Below are 20,851 nucleotides of genomic sequence, written 5' to 3' on the forward strand. Positions count from 1 at the left end.
CCCTGAATATTTCCATGCACGATAAGATGCCTCTCAATGTAAATTGAGATTCAATTTACGTCAGATGAATGTAAGGTTATGCAAGAGGTAGCAGCAATGTTACGCCGAATGATACTTATAAAAATCATGTAGTTAAATTAAAAAATAAATGATGGATTTTTGATGCAACGACAAAAAAATACACGCATCACTATTAAGGCTTTTTTCCTTCCATACCAGACAGGCCGTTTTTACCAGGAAATATCTTAATTATAAAATTTATGATTGGAATGTTTCACTATCAAATAACCATTACTACCGAATAACACGCTATTTTCAGCCGGGTGTGGTGGCAAGAGATCAGGAAAATAATGAGGGAAATAATAGTTGCCGTGAAAAGTAAATATTGCCGGACCTAAAAAGAGGAGAAGAGCGCCCGACCGGCAGGCGCTTTTTGGTCTGATGAATTATTTGCCGTCCCACGCTTTGAGGCGCGCTTCACGGACCTGCAACTGCTGTTGTGGTGTCAGCTTGTTGTAGTTTTCCGCCATTCCACTCTCCCAGTCACCATACAGGGGATTGGGCAGCACGATAAATTGGGTGCCAAAGCGCTGATGGTTACTGCTCACGAAGGCCTGGCGCTGCGCATTATTCTGATGCCAGGTGGTACCGCCGAAGTCATTCAGGTTATCCCCGGCGTACAGCACCACGTGATAACCTTCCGCTTTGATGGCATCGAAACGGGCCTGCTTGTTGGAACTGCCAGTACTGAGCCGTACCGTTTTTTCATTCACCCCGGTAAAACCGAGTTTATTCAGGTTATCCACTGTCGCGGCGTAATCTTTCTGGTCACGGTTGGAGACGTAGAACATGATGCCGCCGTGGCTGTTAACATAATTGGCAAAATCCACTGCCCCCGGCACCGCTGCCGCCTGACGCGCCTGCGTCCAGGCTGACCAAGTTTTCCCGCTGAATGGCTGACCATTTTTCGCCTGCCACGCGCTGTAGGCACTGTTATCAATCATGGTTTCGTCGAGATCGACAATCACCGCTTTCGGCTTACCGGCCAGCGAAGGTGCCTGATCAAATGCCATACGCGCGGTATTGAATGCCTGCCAGCTGAGCGCCTGATACTCACCCGATTGCTGGAACCAGTTGACGGCCAGCACCGATTGCTGGGCAAGCTGCGTCTGTGCCTGCTGCTGGGTTGGCTGTGCACAGCCGGTCAGCACCAACGCCATCAGGCCGGAGGCGGCCAGCCAGGGGGTTTTTTTCATCATTTCATCCTTAAGCGATTGCGGTCAGTTTAGGTAAAGCGTTAAAAATGTAGCAGTTAACTCACGCGGTTGGCAGTACAAAGCGATCGGCAAGATAAAGGAGATACTTATGACTCATCACTCCCCGCAGGTTCCACGCTCAGCGCTACTGGATGGGTTGAGCTGGCTGGAGTATGCCTTTCAGCCTGCGGGCGTCGCCGTGCCTGACGATGCCGCCTACGGCCATCAGCGCCATAGCGCTACCGTGGTGATGGCGACCGATAACCTGCCGCCAAAAAGCTGCGAGTCTGACGCGGTGATTGGTGAGGGGTCACGGCCGGTGGCGGTGTACACCGCCGATTGTTTACCGGTGTTATTTGCCGATAGCCACAGCCATCAGGTAGCAGCCGTGCATGCCGGGTTAAAAGGCACGCTGGCTGGCGTGCTGAACAGCACCATCGATCGCCTGCTGACGCTGGGTGCACAAACGCAGACGCTGCATGTCGCCATCGGTCCGGCAATTGGGCCGTGCTGCTATGAACTCGGCAGAGATCGGGTTGACCAGATGCAAGCGCAGCCCGGTTTACCGCCGTTGAGCTGGTCCGAAACGCAGCCGAAGAATCTGCGCGCCATCCGTCCCCAGGCGCAGGCGCAGCAGCAAGGAATCTGGTTTGATTTGCCACATCTGGCGCGGGGGTTACTGCAACAACGTGGCATTCCGGCTGCCCAGATTGAAGTGGTGGAGATGTGTACCTATTGCATGGCCGAGAGTGGTTCCAGTTACCGCTACAACACCCATTTCGCCAGCGGTTATCAGTCGCGTTTTTCGTGGATACGTTGCCGTGACTGAAGGGTTTCGCCGACAAAGATCTGGTAGTTGAGATCGATGCTGTTGGCGATGAATGCCGGATCGGCGATCTTCTTCAGCAACAGTTCTACCGCCTGGTAGCCAATGTCATAGCGCGGCGTGATCACGCTGGCGAGGCTGGGATACATTGCGCGGCCGCTCTCCAGACCGTGAAAGCCGCTGATGGCAATCTCATCCGGCACCGTAATCCCCTGACGCTGGCACCATGACAATGCGCCGAGGGATAAATCGTCATTGGTACAGAAAATAGCGTCCAGTTCAGGATGCAGTCGCAGCGCCTGTTCCAGTAGGGTGGCCCCCAACCGCTGCGATGACATTTCACGTGGATTGAGGCGCGCCGCGCGCAATTTCTGCTCCTGCATCGCCTTACGAAAGCCCTGAAAACGACACGCATCACGCCGATCGTCCAGCGATCCGAGGTAGACGATGCAGCGCCGCCCCTGCTCCAGCAGCATGCGCGTCATGTCGTAACCGGCATTGAAGTTGTTGTAACCCACCTGCATATCCAGGCAGGGGCCTTCGGTATCCATCACCTCAACAATCGGGATCCTGGCCGCACGCAGATACTTCACGGTGCGGTGCGTGTGTTGTTTATCGCACAGGATAATGCCGTCAATGTTCCAGGCCAGCAGGTTGCGTACCTGCTCCTCTTCGCTACGTGGATCGTAGTTGTAGTTGGCGATCAGCGTTTGATAGTGACTGGCGCGCGTGGCCTGCTCGATGCCACTCAGCAGATCGGCAAAGATCTGATTTTTAAACGACGGGATCAACACCCCCAGCGTGCGTCCCGGTGAATTGCCCGGCATTGCTGCCGGGGTTTTCGCTGCATAATTGAGTTCACTGATCGCACGTGCGATGCGCTCGCCGGTGTGCGCCGCAACCTTATCCGGTGTTCGCAAATAACGGCTGACCGTCATCCGGGTCACACCTGCCCGCTCGGCAATGTCCTGCAAGGTTTTCGTCATAGCTCACCTCCCTGTGCCGCCACGGTGAATCAGTGAATCAATGCGTTAAGGATCAACACGCCCGCCAGACCCAGGATCGAGATCAACGTTTCCATCACCGTCCAGGTTTTCAACGTCTCAACCACGCTAAGGTTGAAATACCCTTTGAACAGCCAGAAGCCGGGATCGTTAACGTGCGAGGCGATCACACTACCGGAGCCGACTGCCAGCACCATCAATGCCGGATCGGCATGGGTCGCCGCAATGATCGGCGTCACGATACCCGCAGTAGTGATCGCGGCGACCGTGGCGGAACCGAGTGCGACACGCAGCATCGCGGCCACCGTCCAGCACATCAGCAGCGGAGACAGCGAGGAGCCTTTCATCATATCGGCGATATAGTTACCCACGCCGCTATCCACCAGCACCTGTTTGAAGGCACCACCACCGGCAATGATAAAGATGATCATGGCAATGGCAGCGATCGATTCGCCACACATCTCCATCACCTGCTCCATCTTACGGCCATTGCGCAGGCCAAGGGTGAAGACCGCAATCACCACGGCGATAAACAGTGCCACCGCCGGGTTGCCGATAAATTCAAAGAACTGACGCAGCGGATTCTCTTTCGGCGTGGTTAATTCAAACACCGCAGCGATCGCCATCAGCACCACCGGGATCACGGCAGCGAAGATACTGATACCGAAGCCTGGCATCTCCTCTTCTGTGAAGATTTTCGGGTTATACAGCCCTTCCGGCGGTGACTTTTCAAAGCTTTTGAGGAACTTCGAGAAGATTGGACCGGCGACGATCACCGTCGGGATGGTGATGATCATGCCATACAGCAGCGTGGTGCCAAGGTTCGCGCCGAAAATGGTGGCGATGGCCGTCGGACCGGGATGTGGCGGCAGGAAACAGTGCGTGACCGACAACGCAGCCACCATAGGTACACCTACATACAGTAACGGCAGCCCGGCAGCGGCGACAATGGTGAACACCAGTGGCAGCAGCAGTACAAAGCCCACTTCATAGAACATCGCCAGGCCGACAATCAGGCCGGTGACCACCAGCGCCCATTGCAGCCGCTCCTTACCGAAAGCGGCGATCAAAGTGGTGGCAACCCGTTGTGCCGCCCCGGTGTCCGACACCAGTCGTCCCAGCATGGCACCGAAGCCGAGGATCATCGCCAGCCCACCCAGCGTAGAGCCGATACCTTTCTGGATCGACGCCATGACATTCAGCGGCGTCATCCCTTCAGCGATCCCCACCACGGCGGAGACAAACACCAACGCGATAAAGCCGTTGACCTTGAAAACAATCATTAAAACCAGCAGGAGAACCACGCCCAGAACGATTATGGTTATTGGCATTTTTTATTATCCATAGAGAAACAAGAGGTGATTAAGGTTTAGGCGCACCCTGGTGAATGCGCCAGTCGCATCACACCGCCACGCGCATACCACCATCGACAAACAGCAAGTGGCCATTGACGAAATCGGACGCTTTTGAGGAGAGGAACACCGCGGCACCAATCAACTCTTCTGGCTTGCCCCAACGCGCCGCCGGAGTACGTTTGGTGAGCCAGCCGGTGAAAGCCGGATCGTCGGCCAGTGCCTGGGTCATCTCAGTCACGAAGTAGCCCGGTGCGATGGCGTTGACCTGGATATTGTGGCGCGCCAGTTCCACGCACATGCCGCGCGTCAGCATGGTGACGGCCCCTTTGGATGCGGCATACGGCGTGATGGTGTCGCGGCCCAATTCGCTCTGCATCGAACCGATGTTGATGATTTTCCCCTGCTGACGATCCACCATTTTCTTCGCCACGGTTTGTGACACAAGGAACACCGCCGTCTGGTTGACCGCAATCACGTCATTCCAGTCCTGCTCCGGGAATTCGAGGAACGGACGGCGACGCTGGATACCGGCGTTGTTCACCAGCACATCGATAGCCCCCCACTCGGCTTCGATCTCGTCCACCGCCTGCTGGACCTGCGCTGATTGCGTCACGTCAAACGCTTTCGACTGCGCACGCAGCCCCAGATCACGCAGTTTCGCTGCCGCCTGCTCGGCCCCGGCCGGGGTGGTGGCGTTGACGATCACTTCAGCACCCGCTTCCGCCAGACCACGTGCCAACAGGAAACCGATACCTCGCGCCGAACCGGTGATCAGTACGCGTTTGCCTTCGAGGGAAAATAGCTGACTCATAGTCTCTCCTTAAAATGTTAACTGGACTTTTGCCGCACGGGTTTTGTCACCCGCAAACTGCAACGCCGCATCAATGTCCTGCCAGCCATATGCACCGCTGAACAACGGCAGTGGCTTGACCACGCCCTGCGCCAGCCACTCGACGGCGGTATTGAATTCGTGGGTAAAGCGGAAGGAACCGACCAGGTTAATCTCCTTAGCAATCAACTGCATAATGGGGAACGACGGGATCGCGCCGCCCATACCCACTTGCACCAATGTGCCTTTAGCGCAGGTCACATCGAGGCAACGTTGCAGTGAAGAAGGATGACCGGAGGCTTCGAATGACACGTCAAAGTAGCCTTTGTCAGCCAGGAATGGGGTGAAGTCACCGTTGGCAGCATGGATCACCTCTGTGGCTCCCATCTGCTGTGCCATTGCCAGCGAACGTTCGCTGATGTCGCTGCACACAATCGATGCCGCGCCACGCGCTTTGGCCGCTGCGGCAATCAGGCAACCAATCGGGCCAACGCCGGAGATAAATACCTGCTTACCCGTCAGGTCACCCGCCTGATGGGTGGCGTGAATGCACACGGCCAGCGGCTCGGCAAACACCATCACGCTCTCGTCCGCGTCCTGTGGGAAGGGAATGCACTGCGCGCTGTCTACCACTTTGTACTGGGTAAATCCGCCATCAACATGCGGTACGTACATGGCGCTGCCGAAGAAGCGCATCGACACGCACTGGTTCTCCTGCTCACGGCGGCAGTATTTACACTCCCCACAGGGCTTCGACGGGTTAACTGCCACCTTCTGTTCCGGCTTCAGGCGCGGATCATCACTTTCCACCACAAAACCAATCACTTCGTGACCGAGGATCATCGGCATCTTGACTTCATAGCTGCCGACTTTGCCTTCCTGATAGTAGTGCAGGTCGGAGCCGCAAATACCGCCGCGCGTGATGCGCACCAGCGTACCTTTGCCGTTCCACTCCACCTGCTGCTGCGCCACGCTGACTTGTTGTTTTCCGGTGATCACGCAGGATTGCGTTTCGATTTTCATAACTTCCCCATTCAGTGGTGTTGCAATGGGGGTCATAAAACCGGGTTACCGGGGTTAAAACTGTGATGGAGATCACTCAAAAACATGTTACGGAAAAGCTGTTACGCATAACGTGATACGGACAAGCTCATCAGTAACCGCGACGACCGCGCACGCTTTTTTGACGCCACTCACAGGATGAATGCATCCCTCTTCCTTCGCGCTAAATACCCGCTACAGTCAACTCATCCGACCACTTAATTTGTGAGTGATTATGAGTCAGTACCCTGCGCTGTTCACCCCGCTGGATTTAGGTTTTACCCAACTTAAAAACCGCTTTTTGATGGGTTCGATGCACACCGGCCTGGAAGAGCATGCTGATGGCGCACCCCGGCTCGCCGCCTTCTATGCAGAACGCGCGCGTGAAGGCGTGGCACTGATTGTTACCGGCGGCATCGCGCCCAACCCGCAAGGGGTGGTGGCCCAGGGCGGAGCCATTCTTCATCAGGAAAGCCAGTGTGGGTGGCATCGCACCATCACCGATGCGGTGCATGCCGAGGGTGGCAAAATCGCCCTGCAAATCCTGCATGCCGGGCGCTACAGCTATCAGCGCAATCTGGTGGCACCTTCCCCGTTGCAGGCACCGATCAATCCGTTTATGCCTCAGGCTCTGAGTGACGCAGATATTCAGCAAACCATCGCCGACTTCGCCCAATGCGCGCGGCTGGCACAGCAGGCCGGTTATGATGGCGTCGAAATCATGGGGTCAGAAGGTTATCTGATAAACCAGTTTCTGGTGGCGCACACCAACCAGCGCGATGATGCCTGGGGTGGCGATGTGGCACGCCGTCAACGTTTCGCGCTGGCGGTGACACGTGCCGTGCGAGCCGCGGTCGGTAACGATTTCATTATTATCTTCCGCATCTCGATGCTGGATTTGGTGCACAACGGCAGCACGTTGCAGGAAACGCTGGATCTGGCGGAGCAGCTGGAGCAATGCGGCGTCACGCTGTTTAACAGCGGCATCGGCTGGCATGAGGCGCGTATTCCCACCATCGCCACCTGTGTGCCACGGGCCGGGTTTGCCTGGGTGACCAAACACCTGCGCGAACGCGTTTCCGTGCCGGTCATCGCCACCAACCGCATCAACCATCCGGCGGTGGCGGCAGCACTGTTGCATGACGGCATTGCGGATATGGTGTCGATGGCGCGCCCATTTCTCGCTGATGCCGCCTTTGTCAGCAAGGCTCAGGCGGGAAATGCTGCCGCGATCAATACCTGCATCGCCTGCAATCAGGCCTGTCTCGACCAAATTTTTGTCGGCAAAGTCACCTCCTGCCTGGTCAATCCCCGTGCCTGTCATGAAACGCTGATGCCGGTAACCGCCGCCAGCCAACCCAAACGGCTGGCGGTGGTGGGTGCCGGACCGGCGGGGATGGCGTTTGCGTTGCAAGCGGCACAGCGCGGCCATCAGGTGACGCTGTACGAAGCCGACGCGCAAATTGGCGGGCAGTTCAACATCGCCCGTCAGATCCCCGGTAAAGAGGAGTTCAGCGAAACGCTGCGCTATTTTCGCCACCAACTTCAGGCCGCAGGCGTGGCGGTTCACACCCAATGCCGTGTGAGCGCCGACCAACTGGAGGACGCCGATGAAGTGATCGTCGCCACCGGCATCGCGCCGCGCCAGCTCACGTTGCCGGGTATCGATCATCCCTGCGTGCTCAATTATCTCGACGTGTTACGGGATAAGAAACCGGTTGGCAAACGGGTAGCGATTATTGGCGCAGGGGGGATTGGTTTTGATACCGCAGAATATCTGCTGCATCAGGCAGGCCATCACGAAGATTTCTATCAAAGCTGGGGCGTTGACCGTGCGCTGGCGGCGCGGGGAGGTTTGATTGCGCCACAGCCGCTACCCGCCGACCGGCAGATCTGGCTACTGCAACGCAAATCCGGCAAACCGGGTGCCGGACTGGCGCGTACCACCGGCTGGATCCATCGCGCCAGTTTACAGGCGCACGGTGTCACCCTGTGGGGCGATGTGGAGTATCTGAAGATTGACGACCAGGGACTCCACCTGCGTCATCTGGACGAATCCCTGGTGCTGGCGGTGGATAATGTGGTGATCTGTGCCGGGCAGGAGCCGCTACGCCTGCTGGCAGATCAGCTGGCCGCGCGCGGCAAAAAGGTCAGGTTGATCGGCGGAGCCGATGTGGCGCAGGAGCTGGATGCCCGCCGCGCCATCGCCCAGGCCACCGAGCTGGCGCTTAGCCTATGATTAACGCAGTTTGACCGAACGCAGCACCACAAACTTGGCATTCGACGCCACCAGCGTGCAGTTGCCAAACAGCTTCTTCATTTTGTGGTGATAATCGAGGTGGCGGTTGCCCACGATGCGCAACTCGCCGCCATATTGCAGGCAACGTTTGGCATCACGCAGCATCTGCCACGCCAGGTGGTCGGTCACTGCATGCTGTTGGTGGAACGGCGGATTGCAGAGCACGGCATGCAGGCGATCGGACGGGAAGCCACTCAGCGCGTTATTGACGCGGAATTGGCTGCGTGCCAGATCCTGCGGTCGGTTGACTTCAACGTTCAACCGGCTGGAAGCCACCGCCATGTACGATTCGTCAAAGAACAACACCTCCGCCTGCGGATTTTGCTCCAGCGCCATCAGACCAATCACCCCGTTGCCACAGCCGAGGTCGAGGATCTCGCCTTCAATATCATGCGGCAGATGTTGCATAAAAAAGCGCGCGCCAATATCCAGCGAACTGCGGGAAAACACGTTGGCATGGTTGTGGATCTGATAATCGGTGTCGTCGAGCGGCCAGACGGTGGTTTGCGCCTGAGCGGGCAATTTCGGTGCAGTGTAGCGGCTGTAAATCAGACGCGCTTTTTTCCACGCCAGCGAAGTTTTGCTCTCGCCAAGAATGCGTTCGAACAGTTGCAGGGTGGAGCTATGAATATCTTTGGCTTTTGCCGCCGCCAGAATCAGGGTGTCCGGCGTGACCACTTCGCGCAAGGCACGCAGCTGATGCTCCAGCAATGCCAGCGCTTTCGGGATCTTAATCATCACCACCGCCGGGGAGGACGGCAGATCTGCCAGGCTATCGAGAAACGTCACCTGATCTTCATCCTGCTGATTAAGATGCAGATTCTGACGTGCTGCCTGTTGGCTCAGCCAGGAATCACTGACGTGCCAGACCTGACGCGGATTTAATCCGCAGGTCAGCGCGCCAAAGCTGTCGTTAAACACCAGCACCGGACCATCCGGCAGCGCCTGCTGCAACAGATATTCATCTGCCGCATCCCACGCCTGCAACGGGCTTTCTTCACGCATCGGTGGAAAGCGGTGCAGTGTCAGGGTGCGTTCGGTCAGTTCAAGTTGGCTCATGGAATCTCCGGCGTGGTACACTTTGCGCGATTTTCGCCCTAAAAAGGGGGCGCAGTATACTGTCTTTCGTCAGGAATCCCAATGTCATTAATTTACCTCCAGGGCTACCCTGAACATATCCTCACCCAGGTCCAGACGCTGATTGACCACCAACGGCTGGGGGCTTTTCTCCAACAGCGCTACCCGGATACCCATGACGTGGTGAGTGACAAGGCGCTGTACGACTACACGCAAAGTCTGAAAAACCGCTATATTCGCAGCGCACCGCCGCTGAGCAAAGTCATCTGGGATAATAAAATCAAGGTGATGAAGCATGCTCTTGGCCTGCATACCGCCATTTCCCGCGTGCAAGGCGGTAACCTGAAAGCCAAAGCGGAAATCCGCATCTCCACCTTTTTCCGTCTCGCCCCCGAACCCTTTCTGCGCATGATCGTGGTTCATGAGCTGGCACACCTGAAAGAAAAAGATCACAACAAAGCCTTTTATCAGCTCTGCTGCCATATGGAGCCGGATTATCATCAACTGGAGTTTGATGCACGGCTGTGGATGACCGACCAGGCGCTACGCGGCAACGCTGCCTGACCAGTTTGCTTTTCCTGTGGTAGCGCATATGCTCAGAGGCGTCTGATTTCCCTCACTTAATGAGTTGGCGCTATGACCCTCCAGCAGCTGAACTATTTTCTTGCCGCTATCGATTTCGGCACCATCTCGAAAGCGGCTGAGGCGTTACATATCTCGCAGCCATCGCTGTCCGACCAGATTTTGCGGCTGGAAAGCGAGATGGGCACCCACCTGTTTATTCGTACCAACCGTCGTCTGATCCTCACTGAAGCCGGGTTACGTCTCGAACCCCATGCCCGCGCCACCACTCAGGCGGCACAACGCGGCTATGAAGCGGTGCAATCGGTGCGCCAGCTCAAGGATGGTCTCGCTTCGTTCGGCACTTTCAGCTCCGCCTACCAATATTTTCTCGCCGATCTGATTTGTGAGTTCCGCGCGCGCTATCCGGGGGTACGGATGCGGCTGGTCGGTACCAACTCTTCAGAGGTAGCGCGATCGGTGATTGATGGCGAAATCGAAGCGGGCCTGGTGATGCTGCCGGTGAACAATAAAAACCTGGTGATCAGTGAACCGGTGTGGTCCACGCAGATTGGCTATATCTCGGCCAGCGACGCGCGGCTGGAAGGCAGTAAAGATATGTCGGCACTGCTCAATGCCCCGCTGATCCTCAGCGAGGCCACCTGGCATAACAGTGATCCGATCCGCCGCCTGCTCAACCAGCGGGCGCAGGAGATAGGCGCACGGCTGGAGCCGATTATTGAAGTGGAGCATCAGGCTACGGCGCTGGAACTGGCGGCGCGGGGATTGGGAGATCTTATCGCTACGCGTCCGATCCTCCACCATCTTGGCTACGGTGACAAACTGAAGTGGGTGCCAATCGAACCTCCCGCTTTTGAGGTGTTCGCCTTTATCCACCGCGCCGATACCGCGATCTCCTCTGCCACCCGCGAAATGATGCAGCTGATGCGACGTTATTTGCAGGAGGTGCAGATGGCGTACAGCCATATCGAATGCTGATGGAAAACGGTGGGTATAGGGCAAACCTATATGAACCAAAATCATAACCCTATTCATTCCGCGCAAATAGCCGCTTAAAACTATGTCAATCACGTTACCCCAATGTTGCAATAACTTTGCAGGAGAGACGTATGACATCACAGGCGCGCTATTGTGTGATTGGTGCAGGAGCTGCTGGTCTGGCAGCACTGCGCACCTTGCAAGAGCTGGGCATCCACGCTGATTGCTTCGAGAAAAGCAGCCAGGTCGGCGGTCACTGGCATCATGACTACGATGCCCTGCATCTGATTACCCCGAAAAAAAGCTCCGGTTTTGATGGCTTCCCGATGCCCGAGTCGTGGCCGGTCTACCCCAGCCGCGATCAGGTGCGGCACTACATTGACAGCTACGCCGACCATTTCAACCTCAGAACGCAGATCCATTTCAACAGCACGGTAGAACGTATTGTGCCGCTGGGTAAGGCGGGCAGCGAGGGCTGGCACGTGACGGTCAATGGCCAGACTCGCCACTACCAGGGCGTGCTGGTCGCCAATGGGCATCTGTGGGATTGCGCGTTTCCGCCCGAAGCGAGCCATTTCAGTGGCATCTCGCTGCATTCCGGCCAGTATCGCAACACCGATCAGTTGCAGGGTAAGGTGCTGGTGGTGGGCTGTGGTAACTCCGGTTGCGACCTGGCGGTGGACGCCGCCCAGCATCGCCTGCCTACCGATATCGTGATTCGTCGGGGACAGGTGTTCCAGCCCAAAGCGCTGCTCGGTGTGCCGCGCGCCGAAATTCCGTTCCTGAATCAGCTCCCGCCGGAAATGCAGAACGCGGTCACCCAGGTGCTGACCCTGATCTCCGTGGGACGCTGGGAAAACTATCCCGGCATGCCGCAACCAGAAAGCTGGGATCTGGAACAACAGCCGCCGGTGGTCAACACCTTGCTGATGTACTGGATCCAGCATGGCCGTATTGGCGTGCGTCCGGCAATCGACCATATCGACGGCAAAACCGTGCATTTCAGCGATGGCAGCGCCACAGAATATGACAGCATTGTATGGGCCACCGGGTTCCACACCCGCTTACCGTTCCTCGATGCGGCTCTGCTTGACTGGCAGGATGGTGTGCCGTTACGCACCGCCGCCATGACTCTGCCAACCACCGTTGAGAACCTCTATTTTGTTGGGCTTTCCGCCCCGCGCGGCCCGCAATGGCCGACCTACTGCCAGCAGACGCGGCTTATCGCACGCATGATTCAACTGCGCGAACAGGGCATCCCCAATATCACCAGCCTGCTGGCGGCACAACAGCCGCATGAGGCGCGCATCGATATCGTCCGCCGCCTGTGGCAAGCCAATCTCGACGAAACCTGGCGCACGCTGGACCTGCTAGCAACCATGCATAGCAGCCTGCTGCACAACACATCCCTGACCGCCTGACTGGAGAAAAACCATGAACACACAACAACCTGTCGCCCTGGTTACCGGTGCTGCCTCCGGTATGGGCAAAGCGGTGATGGAGAAGTTTCAGCGTGAAGGCTGGGCGGTGATCGCTATCGACCGCAGCGCACTGCCAGCACAGCCCGGTATCACTCCGGTGGTGGCCGATATTACCTGCTACAGCGCATTGCGCGAAGCCGTGGCCGGGGCGCTCCAGGGCCGCCGCGTCAGCGCATTGATCAACGCTGCGGGGATTTTCCCGGTCTCGACGCTGGAGAGCAGCAACGATGCCCTCTATCGCCAGATTTTCGACGTCAACGTGCTGGGCAGCGTCAACACCGCCAAAGTCGCCAGCGAATTTATCAGTGAGCAAGGCGGCGCGTTATTGATGTTTGCCTCGGTCGATGCCTTTGCCGTCTCGCCCGGTCAGCTGTTGTACAGCGCCTCGAAAGCCGCCGTGGTGTCGCTGGTGAAATCGCTGGCGATTGAGCTGGTGGGCAAAAAGATCGTGGTGAATGCCATCGCCCCGGGCTGGGTCGAGACCGAGGGCACGCTGAAAAGCGGACGAATTCATGAAGGTGTTAAAGCCGTGCCGATGCAACGCGCGGCCAGTGTCGGAGAGATCGCTGACTGGGTGTGGGCCTTCAGTTCACAACCGGGCTATATCACCGGCGAAACCCTGGTCATTTCCGGGGGCAGTTATATGCGTTAAGCATTTTTTCACAGGCGTCGTACTCCACTTCAAACAGACAGGGTAAGACAATGAAACAACAAACAATAAATCCAGCACTTCAGGGAGCAGTTCGCTATGTAAAGGAGCGACCAACATCGCGTCAGATGGCACGGGACGGCAATTTAACCCGCGCCGTCACCGGCGTTACACTGGGGAATATGGTGGAATGGTTCGATTTCGCCATCTATTCCTCAATGGCCATGACCATGGCAAAAGTTTTCTTCCCCACCACCAACAGCTACAACGAGTTGATCGCTATTTATGCGGCGTTTGCCGCCGGATTTGTCATCCGACCGTTAGGGGGCTTTCTGTTTGGCCCGCTTGGCGATAAATATGGCCGCCGTACTGCGCTGGTTGCCAGCATCAGCCTGATGTCGATTGCCACCCTCTGCATCGCGCTGATTCCCGGTTATCACAGCATTGGTATCGCCGCCCCGATTTTACTGGTGCTGATGCGCATGTTGCAGGGGCTTTCCACCGGCGGTGAATACGGCGGCTCCTGCATTTTTATCGCCGAGCATAGCCCGGATAAACGCCGCACCTTTTTCACCAGCTGGCTGGAGTTCGGTAATATTTCCGGCTTCCTGGTGGGCGGGATTATCGTCAATGTGATCAGCAATACGCTGGGCGATGACACCATGGTCGCCTGGGGCTGGCGGGTGCCGTTTGTGATTGCCGGATTGCTGGGCATTGTGGCGCTGTTTATCCGCTTACGCGTCGATGAAACCCCGGTATTTCGTGAAATGCAGGCCGGTAAAGCCCGGGCCGCCGCACAGGCTCCGGCGCGTTGGACGCTATTCCTCAAAGAATGGCCACAGTTGCTCCGCTGCGCCGGCCTGGTCGCCACCTTCAATATCAACTACTACATCGTACTGGGCTATATCCCGAGCTATCTGGTGAGTTTTATGGGGAAATCCGCTGAGTTCAGCGCCCGACTGTCACTGATTGCTACCCTCGCGCTGCTGCTGTTTATTCCGCTGTTCGGCATGCTGGGTGACCGGGTTGGCAGAAAGCGCATGCTCATCACTGGCTGTGTGCTGATCATCCTTTCTGCGATCCCCGTTTTCTGGGCAATTCAAAGCCACGGCCTGGCCGCCATCGTCATCGGTATGGCGGTGTTGATTCTCGGCATGTTGTTCTTCGAGGGCACCATCCCCGCCACCCTGACCTCGCTGTTCGGCACCACGGTCCGCTACAGCTGCTTCGCCATTAGCTACAACTTATCGGTGTCACTGCTCGGTGGGACTGCGCCGCTGGTGAACACCTGGTTGATCGAAAAAACCGGTATCACGCTAATCCCGGCGTTTTACCTGATGGGCGGTGCGGTGCTGGGTTTGCTGGCCTTGTGGAAAATGCAAGACCGAACCGGCCAGGCGTTGCCGTCCTGATCCCCCTTTATCACCTGTGTATCTATGGAGCATAAAATGAGCCTGACCACGAAAGTAAAAATCTCTTCCGGCGGTGCCTATGAGTCTGTTTTTGGTTACTCACGGGCGGTCAAAGCCGACAACCAGCTGCATATTTCGGGCACCTGTGCCACACCCGACTTTGAAAAAGCAGATGCCTACGAGCAGACAAAATCGATCCTGAACACTATCGCCAACGTGATTCAACAGGCGGATATGGAGATGGAGGATGTGGTGCGAACCGTGGTGTATGTGCGTGATATCAACGATGCAGAAAAGGTGGCTAAGGCGCATCTTGAGACGTTTGGCACCATCCGTCCGGCCAGCACCATCGTACAAGTGGACTCGATGCTACGCACCTGGCAACGGGTAGAGATTGAAACTTACGCCATTCGTTAAGCCCCATGCAGCGCCCCAGGATGGGCGCTGCCGCTGGCCGGATTACAAAAACTCCTGCGCCTTTTGAATCAAACTGGTTTTCGTCAACGCCCCAAGGAAACGGCGTTCCTGCGGGTTATTCAGCACCGGCAAGCGCTCCAGCGTGACACGGGCAAACGCTTCCCAGCCTTCACGCATGCTCTGGTTCTGATAGATACAGGGGAAATTGCTGTCCATCACCGTGCTGACCGGTGAATGCAGGGTGATCTCTTCCGCCAATACTTTGCGCGCGATATCGTGAATCGACACCACACCAAGAAACTGGCCGCTGGCGTTGATGACATAGACATAACGCTCACGTTTCAGCGAGCTGACCGCCAGTGCCTGCCCCACCGACTCCTCTGGCTGCAAGGCGGCACCGGGGATGATCAGTTGGTCGACACGCATATTATCGAAATCGTATTTGGCTTCGGAGCGGCTCAGATGCCCGCTGACGACCGGATAGGTACTGGCGGATTGCAGGCGGTACACCAGCATGGAAGCCAGCACCGAGGCAATCATCAACGGGAACAACAGGCTACTGTTAAGCGTCATCTCCAGCACCATCAGCATCGCCATCAACGGTGCCTGGCTAACGGCCGCCAGCACCGCCGCCATACCGACCGCCGCGTAGAGCAGCGTATCGCCGACCGGCAAATGCAGCGCCGCGCCGACACCGGCAAGCAACGCCCCCAGCAGCGCGCCAATCAGTAACGAAGGGGTGAACAACCCGCCGACCGCATTGGAGCCGACCGACAGGGTAGTCGCCAGGGTTTTTAATACCAACACCGCCAGCAGACCGCCCAGTAAATAATGACCGTCGATGATTTTGACGATCACTTCATAGCCGTTGCCCAGAATATCGGTGGAGATCAGCGCCAGAAAGCCCACCGCCAACCCACCGGCCCCCAAACGTAACGGTAGCGAACGCACATGACTAAACATCGCCTTGCTGCGCGCAATCAGTTTAATCAGCAACCAACCGGCCAGCCCGGATGCTAGCCCAATCACTACCGTCAGCAGCAGGCTGGTGATATCCATCTGGAACGTGACGTTGGCTAGCGGATAGAGCGCGCTGCGGAAGCCCAGCGACCACATGGTCATCACCGCCACCGCCGAAGCGATTACCAGCGGGATCAGCCGCTGCAACGCGGAGATGCCAAACGCGATTTCGGCGACAAAAATGGCCGAGGCAAGCGGGGCGTGATACACCGACGAGAGTCCGGCAGCGGCGGCCATCGCCACTATGTCGCTGTTACGCAAGCCAAGTGATTGCGGTAACCAACGGCCCATCAGGCTGCCGCACAACGCCGAGAGCTGCACCATCGGCCCTTCTTTACCGATTGAGGCACCGCTGCCGATACTGGCAATCGATGACAGGGCGCGAAACAGCGACGTTTTGGTGGGCACCGCATCCAGCCGGGCGTTGATCACCTCCAGATAGTCGGTTTTCACCGTTTCCTGCTGCTCAATGGTGACGGCATAACGTAAAAACCACCCGGCCAGCAGGCCACCCGCACCCACCAACACCGGCCAGAAAATCCACGGCCAGACATGCATTGCCACGGTGATTTCATTATCACTGTTGAACAGCAGACGGTTAATCAGGTCGATCACCCCGCGAAAAGCCAGTGTGACCAGCGAGGCGGCACAACCCACGGGGATAGCAATCAGCAAGGTGGTCCAGTTCAGGGCATGTTTACTTCCGCTCACCCACGCGTCCTCTTCTTTCCGGGTTAAAAAATCGTAGCTGCATCATCATATTGGAATGCGGATCTCAGGATCAAATTTCGCCTGCGTTTGCTAATTACGCCACCCGGTCCGCGTGTTACTCTGCCGTTTTACCCTTGTGGAGAAACCGCACGTGATTCGCTTCGCTATTGTGGGAACCAACTGGATCACCCGCCAGTTTATCGACGCCGCACATGAGAGCGGCAAAATGAAACTGAGCGCCATCTATTCGCGCCTGCAGGAACAGGCTGAGGCGTTCGCAACGGATTACCCCTGCAAGCTGACCTTTACCTCGCTTGAGGCAATGGCGGCCAGTGATGCCATTGATGCGGTCTATATCGCCAGCCCGAACGCACTGCATTGCGAGCAGGCGCTGCTGTTTATGTCACACGGTAAGCATGTGATCTGCGAAAAGCCGCTGGCGTCGAATCTGCGCGAAGCAGAAGCGATGATCGCCTGCGCACGTGACAACAACGTGGTGCTGTTCGAAGCCTTTAAAACCGCCAGCTTACCCACCTTTTTGCAACTGCAAAAAGCATTGCCGCAGGTGGGTAAATTACGCAAAGCGTTACTTAATTATTGCCAGTATTCATCACGTTATCAGCGTTATCTGGAGGGTGAAAACCCCAACACCTTCAATCCCCGCTGGTCGAATGGTTCGATTATGGATATTGGCTACTACTGCCTCGCGGCCGCCGTCACCTTATGGGGGGAGCCGCAGCGCGTAACGGCACAGGCGTCGTTGCTGGCGAGCGGCGTGGACGCACATGGGGTGGTGGTGTTGGGCTACGGCGACTTCGATGTCACGATCTTACATTCGAAGGTGAGTGACTCACTGATACCCAGTGAGATTCAGGGTGAAGCCGGTTCGCTGGTGATCGAAAAAATTTCTGAGTGCCAGCAGTTGCGCTTTACGCCACGTGGCGGTGAAAGCCAAAACCTGACCCAACCGCAGCACATCAACTCGATGCTGTATGAGGCTGAAACCTTTGCACAATTGGTGAGTCGGGGTCAGGTGGAGCATCCGGGGTTGCAGGCGTCACGCATCACAGCGGCGCTGCTGACGGAAATCCGCCGTCAGACTGGTGTGGTATTCCCGGCGGATCATGGCAATTGATGGCGCGTATCCCTGCTGTGTAAATATGTCTAAATATTTCCACATCCCATTGCTTATTGACTCAACTGCACGTAATTTACGCAACTGCAAAGGGGAGTAACTTGTTACCCGCAGTACTATGGGTATAGCTGATTGATCGTCATTACGATGCATAACATGCTGCATCCGGTCATCAGGCAACGCGGAATCTATTCTGAGTTGTAAGTGAGACCTTGCCGGAAGGCGAGGTTTGCTTATATGAAAAAAGCGGCTGACGTCTTCTGACTTCGGCCTTTTTTATTTTCAGGACAGGATACGCTTATGCAATCTGTAGGTACGCCACTACTCTGGGGCAGCTTTGCCGTCGTAGTGCTTATCATGCTGGCGATCGATCTCTTTCTTCAGGGACGACGCGGCGCACAAACTATGTCATTCAAACAAGCGGCGATCTGGTCGCTGGTTTGGGTTTCCCTCTCATTGCTGTTTAGCGCCGCCTTCTGGTGGTATCTCAATGGCACCGTCGGGCGCGAAGTTGCCACCGCCCAAACCCTCGCCTTCCTTACCGGTTATATTCTGGAAAAAGCGCTGGCGGTTGATAACGTCTTCGTCTGGTTGATGCTGTTTAGCTACTTCGCGATTCCGGCCCAATTGCAACGCCGCGTGTTGGTCTATGGCGTATTGGGCGCGATCGTGCTGCGTACTATCATGATTTTTGGCGGCAGCTGGCTGGTCACGCAATTTAGCTGGATTCTCTATCTTTTCGGTGCCTTCCTGCTGTTTACCGGCCTGAAAATGGCGCTGGCGAAGGAAGATGATGACAGCGCTGTGGGTGATAAGCCGCTGGTACGTTGGCTGCGCAAACACCTGCGCATGACTGACAGCCTGGAAGGCGAGAAATTCTTCACCCGTAAAAACGGTGTGCTGTTCGCCACCCCCTTGTTGCTGGTGTTGATTATGGTGGAGCTGAGCGACGTGATCTTTGCTGTCGACAGTATCCCGGCGATCTTTGCCGTCACCACCGATCCCTTCATCGTGCTGACCTCTAACCTGTTCGCCATCCTCGGCCTGCGTGCCATGTATTTCCTGCTGGCAAACGTGGCGGAGCGCTTCTCGATGCTGAAATACGGCCTGGCGATTGTGCTGGTGTTTATCGGTATTAAGATGCTGATCGTTGAGTTCTGGCATATCCCGGTCGGGGTTTCGCTGGCGGTGGTTGGCGTCATTCTGGGGGGAACGCTGCTGATTAATGCCTGGGTTAACCGCAGAAACGACCAGAAGAAGATATCATCATAATCTGCTACAGGGGCGTTAATCGCCCCTGCTTTATTTCGCCACAATAAATAGTCACATTTTATACTGCTGTCACACCTCGCATCACCAGTAGATCAAAAATCCAATCTTCCGCACACAGACAGAATTATCTCTTCCCTCAATGCATGTTTTCCTTATACTCCGCCCGTTAAACTAGGGCTGCGTGGTGGCTCCGCGCAGCAAACTTATTACCGCCATATAAAAAGATCGTGATATGCAAACAAACATCATTGGACGTCTGGGCGCGCTGTTTGCGGGCAGCCTGGTAAAACAAATTATGCTGGGTCTGATCGCCGGTGTGGCACTGGCCTGGTTTTCGCGCGATGCCGCTCTGGCTGTCGGCCTGTTGGGTGAACTGTTCGTTCGCGCGCTGAAAGCGGTGGCACCATTGTTGGTACTGGTGCTGGTGATCTCCTCGATTGCTAACCATCAGCAAGGGCAGAAAACCAATATCCGCCCGATTATCATGCTGTATCTGCTCAGCACCTTCTTTGCCGCCGTGGTCGCGGTCGTTTTCAGCCATCTGTTCCCGCAAATATTGTCGATGAACGTCGGCAAAACGGAAATCACCCCGCCGTCCGGGATTGCCGAGGTATTGCACGGCCTGCTGATGAGCATGGTGGCCAACCCGATTGATGCGTTGATGAACGCCAATTACATCGGGATTTTAGTGTGGGCGCTGGGACTGGGCCTGGCTTTCCGTCACGCCAGCCCGAGCAGTAAAGCCTTCCTCAATGATGCCTCGAACGCCGCGACCTGGGTGGTGCGTTGCGTGATCCGCTGTGCACCGCTGGGCATTTTCGGCCTGGTGGCATCGATTCTGGCCTCCACCGGTTTTGATGCGCTGTGGGAATACGCCAGCCTGCTGTCGTTGCTGCTCGGTTGTATGCTGCTGATGGCGCTGGTGGTCAATCCGCTGCTGGTGTTTAACAAAATCCGTCGCAATCCCTATCCGCTGGTGTTCACCTGCATCCGTGAGAGCGGCGTCACCGCCTTCTTTACCCGCAGCTCTGCGGCCAATATCCCGGTGAATATGGCGCTGGCGAAACGCCTGGGCCTGGATGAGGATACCTATTCGGTTTCGATTCCGCTGGGTGCCACCATCAGCATGGCGGGGGCATCGATTACCATCACGGTACTGACGCTGGCGGCCGTGCATACGTTGGGAATTTCTGTTGATGTGCCGACGGCGATTTTGCTCAGCCTGGTGGCCTCGCTGTGCGCCTGTGGCGCTTCCGGGGTAGCAGGTGGTTCACTGCTGCTGATTCCGGTTGCCTGCAATATGTTTGGCATTCCCAATGATCTGGCGATGCAGGTGGTAGCGGTGGGCTTTATTATTGGCGTGTTGCAGGATTCAGCCGAAACCGCGCTGAACTCTTCAACCGATATTCTGTTCACTGCGGCGGTATGCCAGGCCGAAGCAGAGCGCGAAACACGCACCGCAGTATAATTATTTCCCCATAGCGGCGCGATGAATCGCGCCGCTTCG

The 20,851-nt window shown here is 56.5% G+C and carries 18 protein-coding genes; 11 read left to right on the top strand and 7 right to left on the bottom strand.

Features of this window, described 5'->3' with window-relative positions; translation table 11 throughout:
* Positions 1-446: 446 nt before the first annotated feature.
* Positions 447-1,256 carry a 5'-nucleotidase, lipoprotein e(P4) family gene (locus tag PAT9B_RS17490; RefSeq protein ID WP_013510614.1) on the bottom strand — a complete coding sequence of 270 codons (810 nt, stop codon included), beginning with the start codon at positions 1,254-1,256 and terminating at the stop codon, positions 447-449.
* Between the two features lie 109 nt (positions 1,257-1,365).
* Here PAT9B_RS17490 and PAT9B_RS17495 point away from each other — a divergent pair, with 109 nt between their 5' ends.
* Positions 1,366-2,085, top strand: a complete 720-nt coding sequence (locus PAT9B_RS17495) for a polyphenol oxidase family protein (RefSeq protein ID WP_013510615.1) — start codon at positions 1,366-1,368, stop codon at positions 2,083-2,085.
* On the opposite strand, the gene PAT9B_RS17500 is transcribed toward PAT9B_RS17495, so the two are convergent.
* The 4 genes from PAT9B_RS17500 to idnD form a co-directional block, all read right to left on the bottom strand.
* Positions 2,049-3,068, bottom strand: coding sequence for a LacI family DNA-binding transcriptional regulator (locus PAT9B_RS17500; protein WP_013510616.1), 1,020 nt, complete (start codon positions 3,066-3,068; stop codon positions 2,049-2,051). The genes PAT9B_RS17495 and PAT9B_RS17500 overlap by 37 nt on opposite strands.
* 29 nt (positions 3,069-3,097) lie before the next feature.
* Positions 3,098-4,417, bottom strand: a complete 1,320-nt coding sequence (locus PAT9B_RS17505; protein WP_013510617.1) for a gluconate:H+ symporter — start codon at positions 4,415-4,417, stop codon at positions 3,098-3,100.
* Between the two features lie 70 nt (positions 4,418-4,487).
* Positions 4,488-5,252 carry a gluconate 5-dehydrogenase gene (gene idnO, locus PAT9B_RS17510; RefSeq protein WP_013510618.1) on the bottom strand — a complete coding sequence of 255 codons (765 nt, stop codon included), beginning with the start codon at positions 5,250-5,252 and terminating at the stop codon, positions 4,488-4,490.
* A 9-nt stretch (positions 5,253-5,261) separates the two neighbouring features.
* A complete protein-coding gene (gene idnD / locus PAT9B_RS17515) occupies positions 5,262-6,293 on the bottom strand; it encodes an L-idonate 5-dehydrogenase (protein WP_013510619.1) in 1,032 nt (343 codons plus the stop codon).
* A 253-nt stretch (positions 6,294-6,546) separates the two neighbouring features.
* On the opposite strand from idnD, the gene PAT9B_RS17520 reads away from it, so the two are divergent.
* Positions 6,547-8,550 carry an NADPH-dependent 2,4-dienoyl-CoA reductase gene (locus PAT9B_RS17520; protein WP_013510620.1) on the top strand — a complete coding sequence of 668 codons (2,004 nt, stop codon included), beginning with the start codon at positions 6,547-6,549 and terminating at the stop codon, positions 8,548-8,550.
* On the opposite strand, the gene rlmG is transcribed toward PAT9B_RS17520, so the two are convergent.
* Positions 8,551-9,669: a 23S rRNA (guanine(1835)-N(2))-methyltransferase RlmG gene (rlmG, locus tag PAT9B_RS17525; RefSeq protein WP_013510621.1), complete on the bottom strand. Its 1,119-nt coding sequence runs from the start codon at positions 9,667-9,669 to the stop codon at positions 8,551-8,553.
* Between the two features lie 81 nt (positions 9,670-9,750).
* Here rlmG and PAT9B_RS17530 point away from each other — a divergent pair, with 81 nt between their 5' ends.
* From PAT9B_RS17530 to PAT9B_RS17555, 6 genes are all read left to right on the top strand, one after another.
* The gene (locus PAT9B_RS17530; RefSeq protein ID WP_013510622.1) at positions 9,751-10,251 is read left to right on the top strand and encodes a M48 family metallopeptidase; all 501 of its coding nucleotides are present in this window, start codon (positions 9,751-9,753) and stop codon (positions 10,249-10,251) included.
* Between the two features lie 72 nt (positions 10,252-10,323).
* Positions 10,324-11,247 (top strand): LysR family transcriptional regulator, encoded by a 924-nt coding sequence (locus tag PAT9B_RS17535; protein WP_013510623.1) that lies wholly within the window; start codon positions 10,324-10,326, stop codon positions 11,245-11,247.
* Positions 11,248-11,378: 131 nt separating this feature from the next.
* The gene (locus tag PAT9B_RS17540) at positions 11,379-12,668 is read left to right on the top strand and encodes an NAD(P)/FAD-dependent oxidoreductase (protein WP_013510624.1); all 1,290 of its coding nucleotides are present in this window, start codon (positions 11,379-11,381) and stop codon (positions 12,666-12,668) included.
* 13 nt (positions 12,669-12,681) lie between these two features.
* Positions 12,682-13,380 carry an SDR family NAD(P)-dependent oxidoreductase gene (locus tag PAT9B_RS17545; protein WP_013510625.1) on the top strand — a complete coding sequence of 233 codons (699 nt, stop codon included), beginning with the start codon at positions 12,682-12,684 and terminating at the stop codon, positions 13,378-13,380.
* 50 nt (positions 13,381-13,430) lie between these two features.
* Entirely contained in the window at positions 13,431-14,789 is a 1,359-nt protein-coding gene (locus PAT9B_RS17550) for an MFS transporter (protein WP_013510626.1), read from the top strand.
* 36 nt (positions 14,790-14,825) lie between these two features.
* Positions 14,826-15,206 carry a Rid family hydrolase gene (locus tag PAT9B_RS17555; RefSeq protein ID WP_013510627.1) on the top strand — a complete coding sequence of 127 codons (381 nt, stop codon included), beginning with the start codon at positions 14,826-14,828 and terminating at the stop codon, positions 15,204-15,206.
* A gap of 42 nt (positions 15,207-15,248) precedes the next feature.
* On the opposite strand, the gene PAT9B_RS17560 is transcribed toward PAT9B_RS17555, so the two are convergent.
* Positions 15,249-16,937, bottom strand: a complete 1,689-nt coding sequence (locus PAT9B_RS17560; RefSeq protein ID WP_013510628.1) for a chloride channel protein — start codon at positions 16,935-16,937, stop codon at positions 15,249-15,251.
* 151 nt (positions 16,938-17,088) lie between these two features.
* Here PAT9B_RS17560 and PAT9B_RS17565 point away from each other — a divergent pair, with 151 nt between their 5' ends.
* From PAT9B_RS17565 to sstT, 3 genes are all read left to right on the top strand, one after another.
* Positions 17,089-18,072: a Gfo/Idh/MocA family protein gene (locus tag PAT9B_RS17565; RefSeq protein WP_013510629.1), complete on the top strand. Its 984-nt coding sequence runs from the start codon at positions 17,089-17,091 to the stop codon at positions 18,070-18,072.
* Positions 18,073-18,372: 300 nt separating this feature from the next.
* Positions 18,373-19,344 carry a TerC family protein gene (locus PAT9B_RS17570; RefSeq protein ID WP_013510630.1) on the top strand — a complete coding sequence of 324 codons (972 nt, stop codon included), beginning with the start codon at positions 18,373-18,375 and terminating at the stop codon, positions 19,342-19,344.
* A 232-nt stretch (positions 19,345-19,576) separates the two neighbouring features.
* On the top strand, positions 19,577-20,812 hold the full coding sequence (sstT, locus tag PAT9B_RS17575; protein WP_013510631.1) for a serine/threonine transporter SstT: 1,236 nt from the start codon (positions 19,577-19,579) through the stop codon (positions 20,810-20,812).
* Positions 20,813-20,851 lie beyond the last annotated feature (39 nt).

It is taken from the genome of Pantoea sp. At-9b (genome assembly GCF_000175935.2).
Taxonomy (GTDB): Bacteria; Pseudomonadota; Gammaproteobacteria; order Enterobacterales; family Enterobacteriaceae; genus Pantoea.

What these genes read in the sequence shown, in the direction of transcription:
- PAT9B_RS17490 (WP_013510614.1), bottom strand. Translation starts at nt 1,256, where the DNA reads ATGAAAAAAACCCCCTGGCTGGCCGCCTCCGGCCTGATGGCGTTGGTG.
- PAT9B_RS17495 (WP_013510615.1), top strand. Translation starts at nt 1,366, where the DNA reads ATGACTCATCACTCCCCGCAGGTTCCACGCTCAGCGCTACTGGATGGG.
- PAT9B_RS17500 (WP_013510616.1), bottom strand. Translation starts at nt 3,068, where the DNA reads ATGACGAAAACCTTGCAGGACATTGCCGAGCGGGCAGGTGTGACCCGG.
- PAT9B_RS17505 (WP_013510617.1), bottom strand. Translation starts at nt 4,417, where the DNA reads ATGCCAATAACCATAATCGTTCTGGGCGTGGTTCTCCTGCTGGTTTTA.
- idnO (WP_013510618.1), bottom strand. Translation starts at nt 5,252, where the DNA reads ATGAGTCAGCTATTTTCCCTCGAAGGCAAACGCGTACTGATCACCGGT.
- idnD (WP_013510619.1), bottom strand. Translation starts at nt 6,293, where the DNA reads ATGAAAATCGAAACGCAATCCTGCGTGATCACCGGAAAACAACAAGTC.
- PAT9B_RS17520 (WP_013510620.1), top strand. Translation starts at nt 6,547, where the DNA reads ATGAGTCAGTACCCTGCGCTGTTCACCCCGCTGGATTTAGGTTTTACC.
- rlmG (WP_013510621.1), bottom strand. Translation starts at nt 9,669, where the DNA reads ATGAGCCAACTTGAACTGACCGAACGCACCCTGACACTGCACCGCTTT.
- PAT9B_RS17530 (WP_013510622.1), top strand. Translation starts at nt 9,751, where the DNA reads ATGTCATTAATTTACCTCCAGGGCTACCCTGAACATATCCTCACCCAG.
- PAT9B_RS17535 (WP_013510623.1), top strand. Translation starts at nt 10,324, where the DNA reads ATGACCCTCCAGCAGCTGAACTATTTTCTTGCCGCTATCGATTTCGGC.
- PAT9B_RS17540 (WP_013510624.1), top strand. Translation starts at nt 11,379, where the DNA reads ATGACATCACAGGCGCGCTATTGTGTGATTGGTGCAGGAGCTGCTGGT.
- PAT9B_RS17545 (WP_013510625.1), top strand. Translation starts at nt 12,682, where the DNA reads ATGAACACACAACAACCTGTCGCCCTGGTTACCGGTGCTGCCTCCGGT.
- PAT9B_RS17550 (WP_013510626.1), top strand. Translation starts at nt 13,431, where the DNA reads ATGAAACAACAAACAATAAATCCAGCACTTCAGGGAGCAGTTCGCTAT.
- PAT9B_RS17555 (WP_013510627.1), top strand. Translation starts at nt 14,826, where the DNA reads ATGAGCCTGACCACGAAAGTAAAAATCTCTTCCGGCGGTGCCTATGAG.
- PAT9B_RS17570 (WP_013510630.1), top strand. Translation starts at nt 18,373, where the DNA reads ATGCAATCTGTAGGTACGCCACTACTCTGGGGCAGCTTTGCCGTCGTA.
- sstT (WP_013510631.1), top strand. Translation starts at nt 19,577, where the DNA reads ATGCAAACAAACATCATTGGACGTCTGGGCGCGCTGTTTGCGGGCAGC.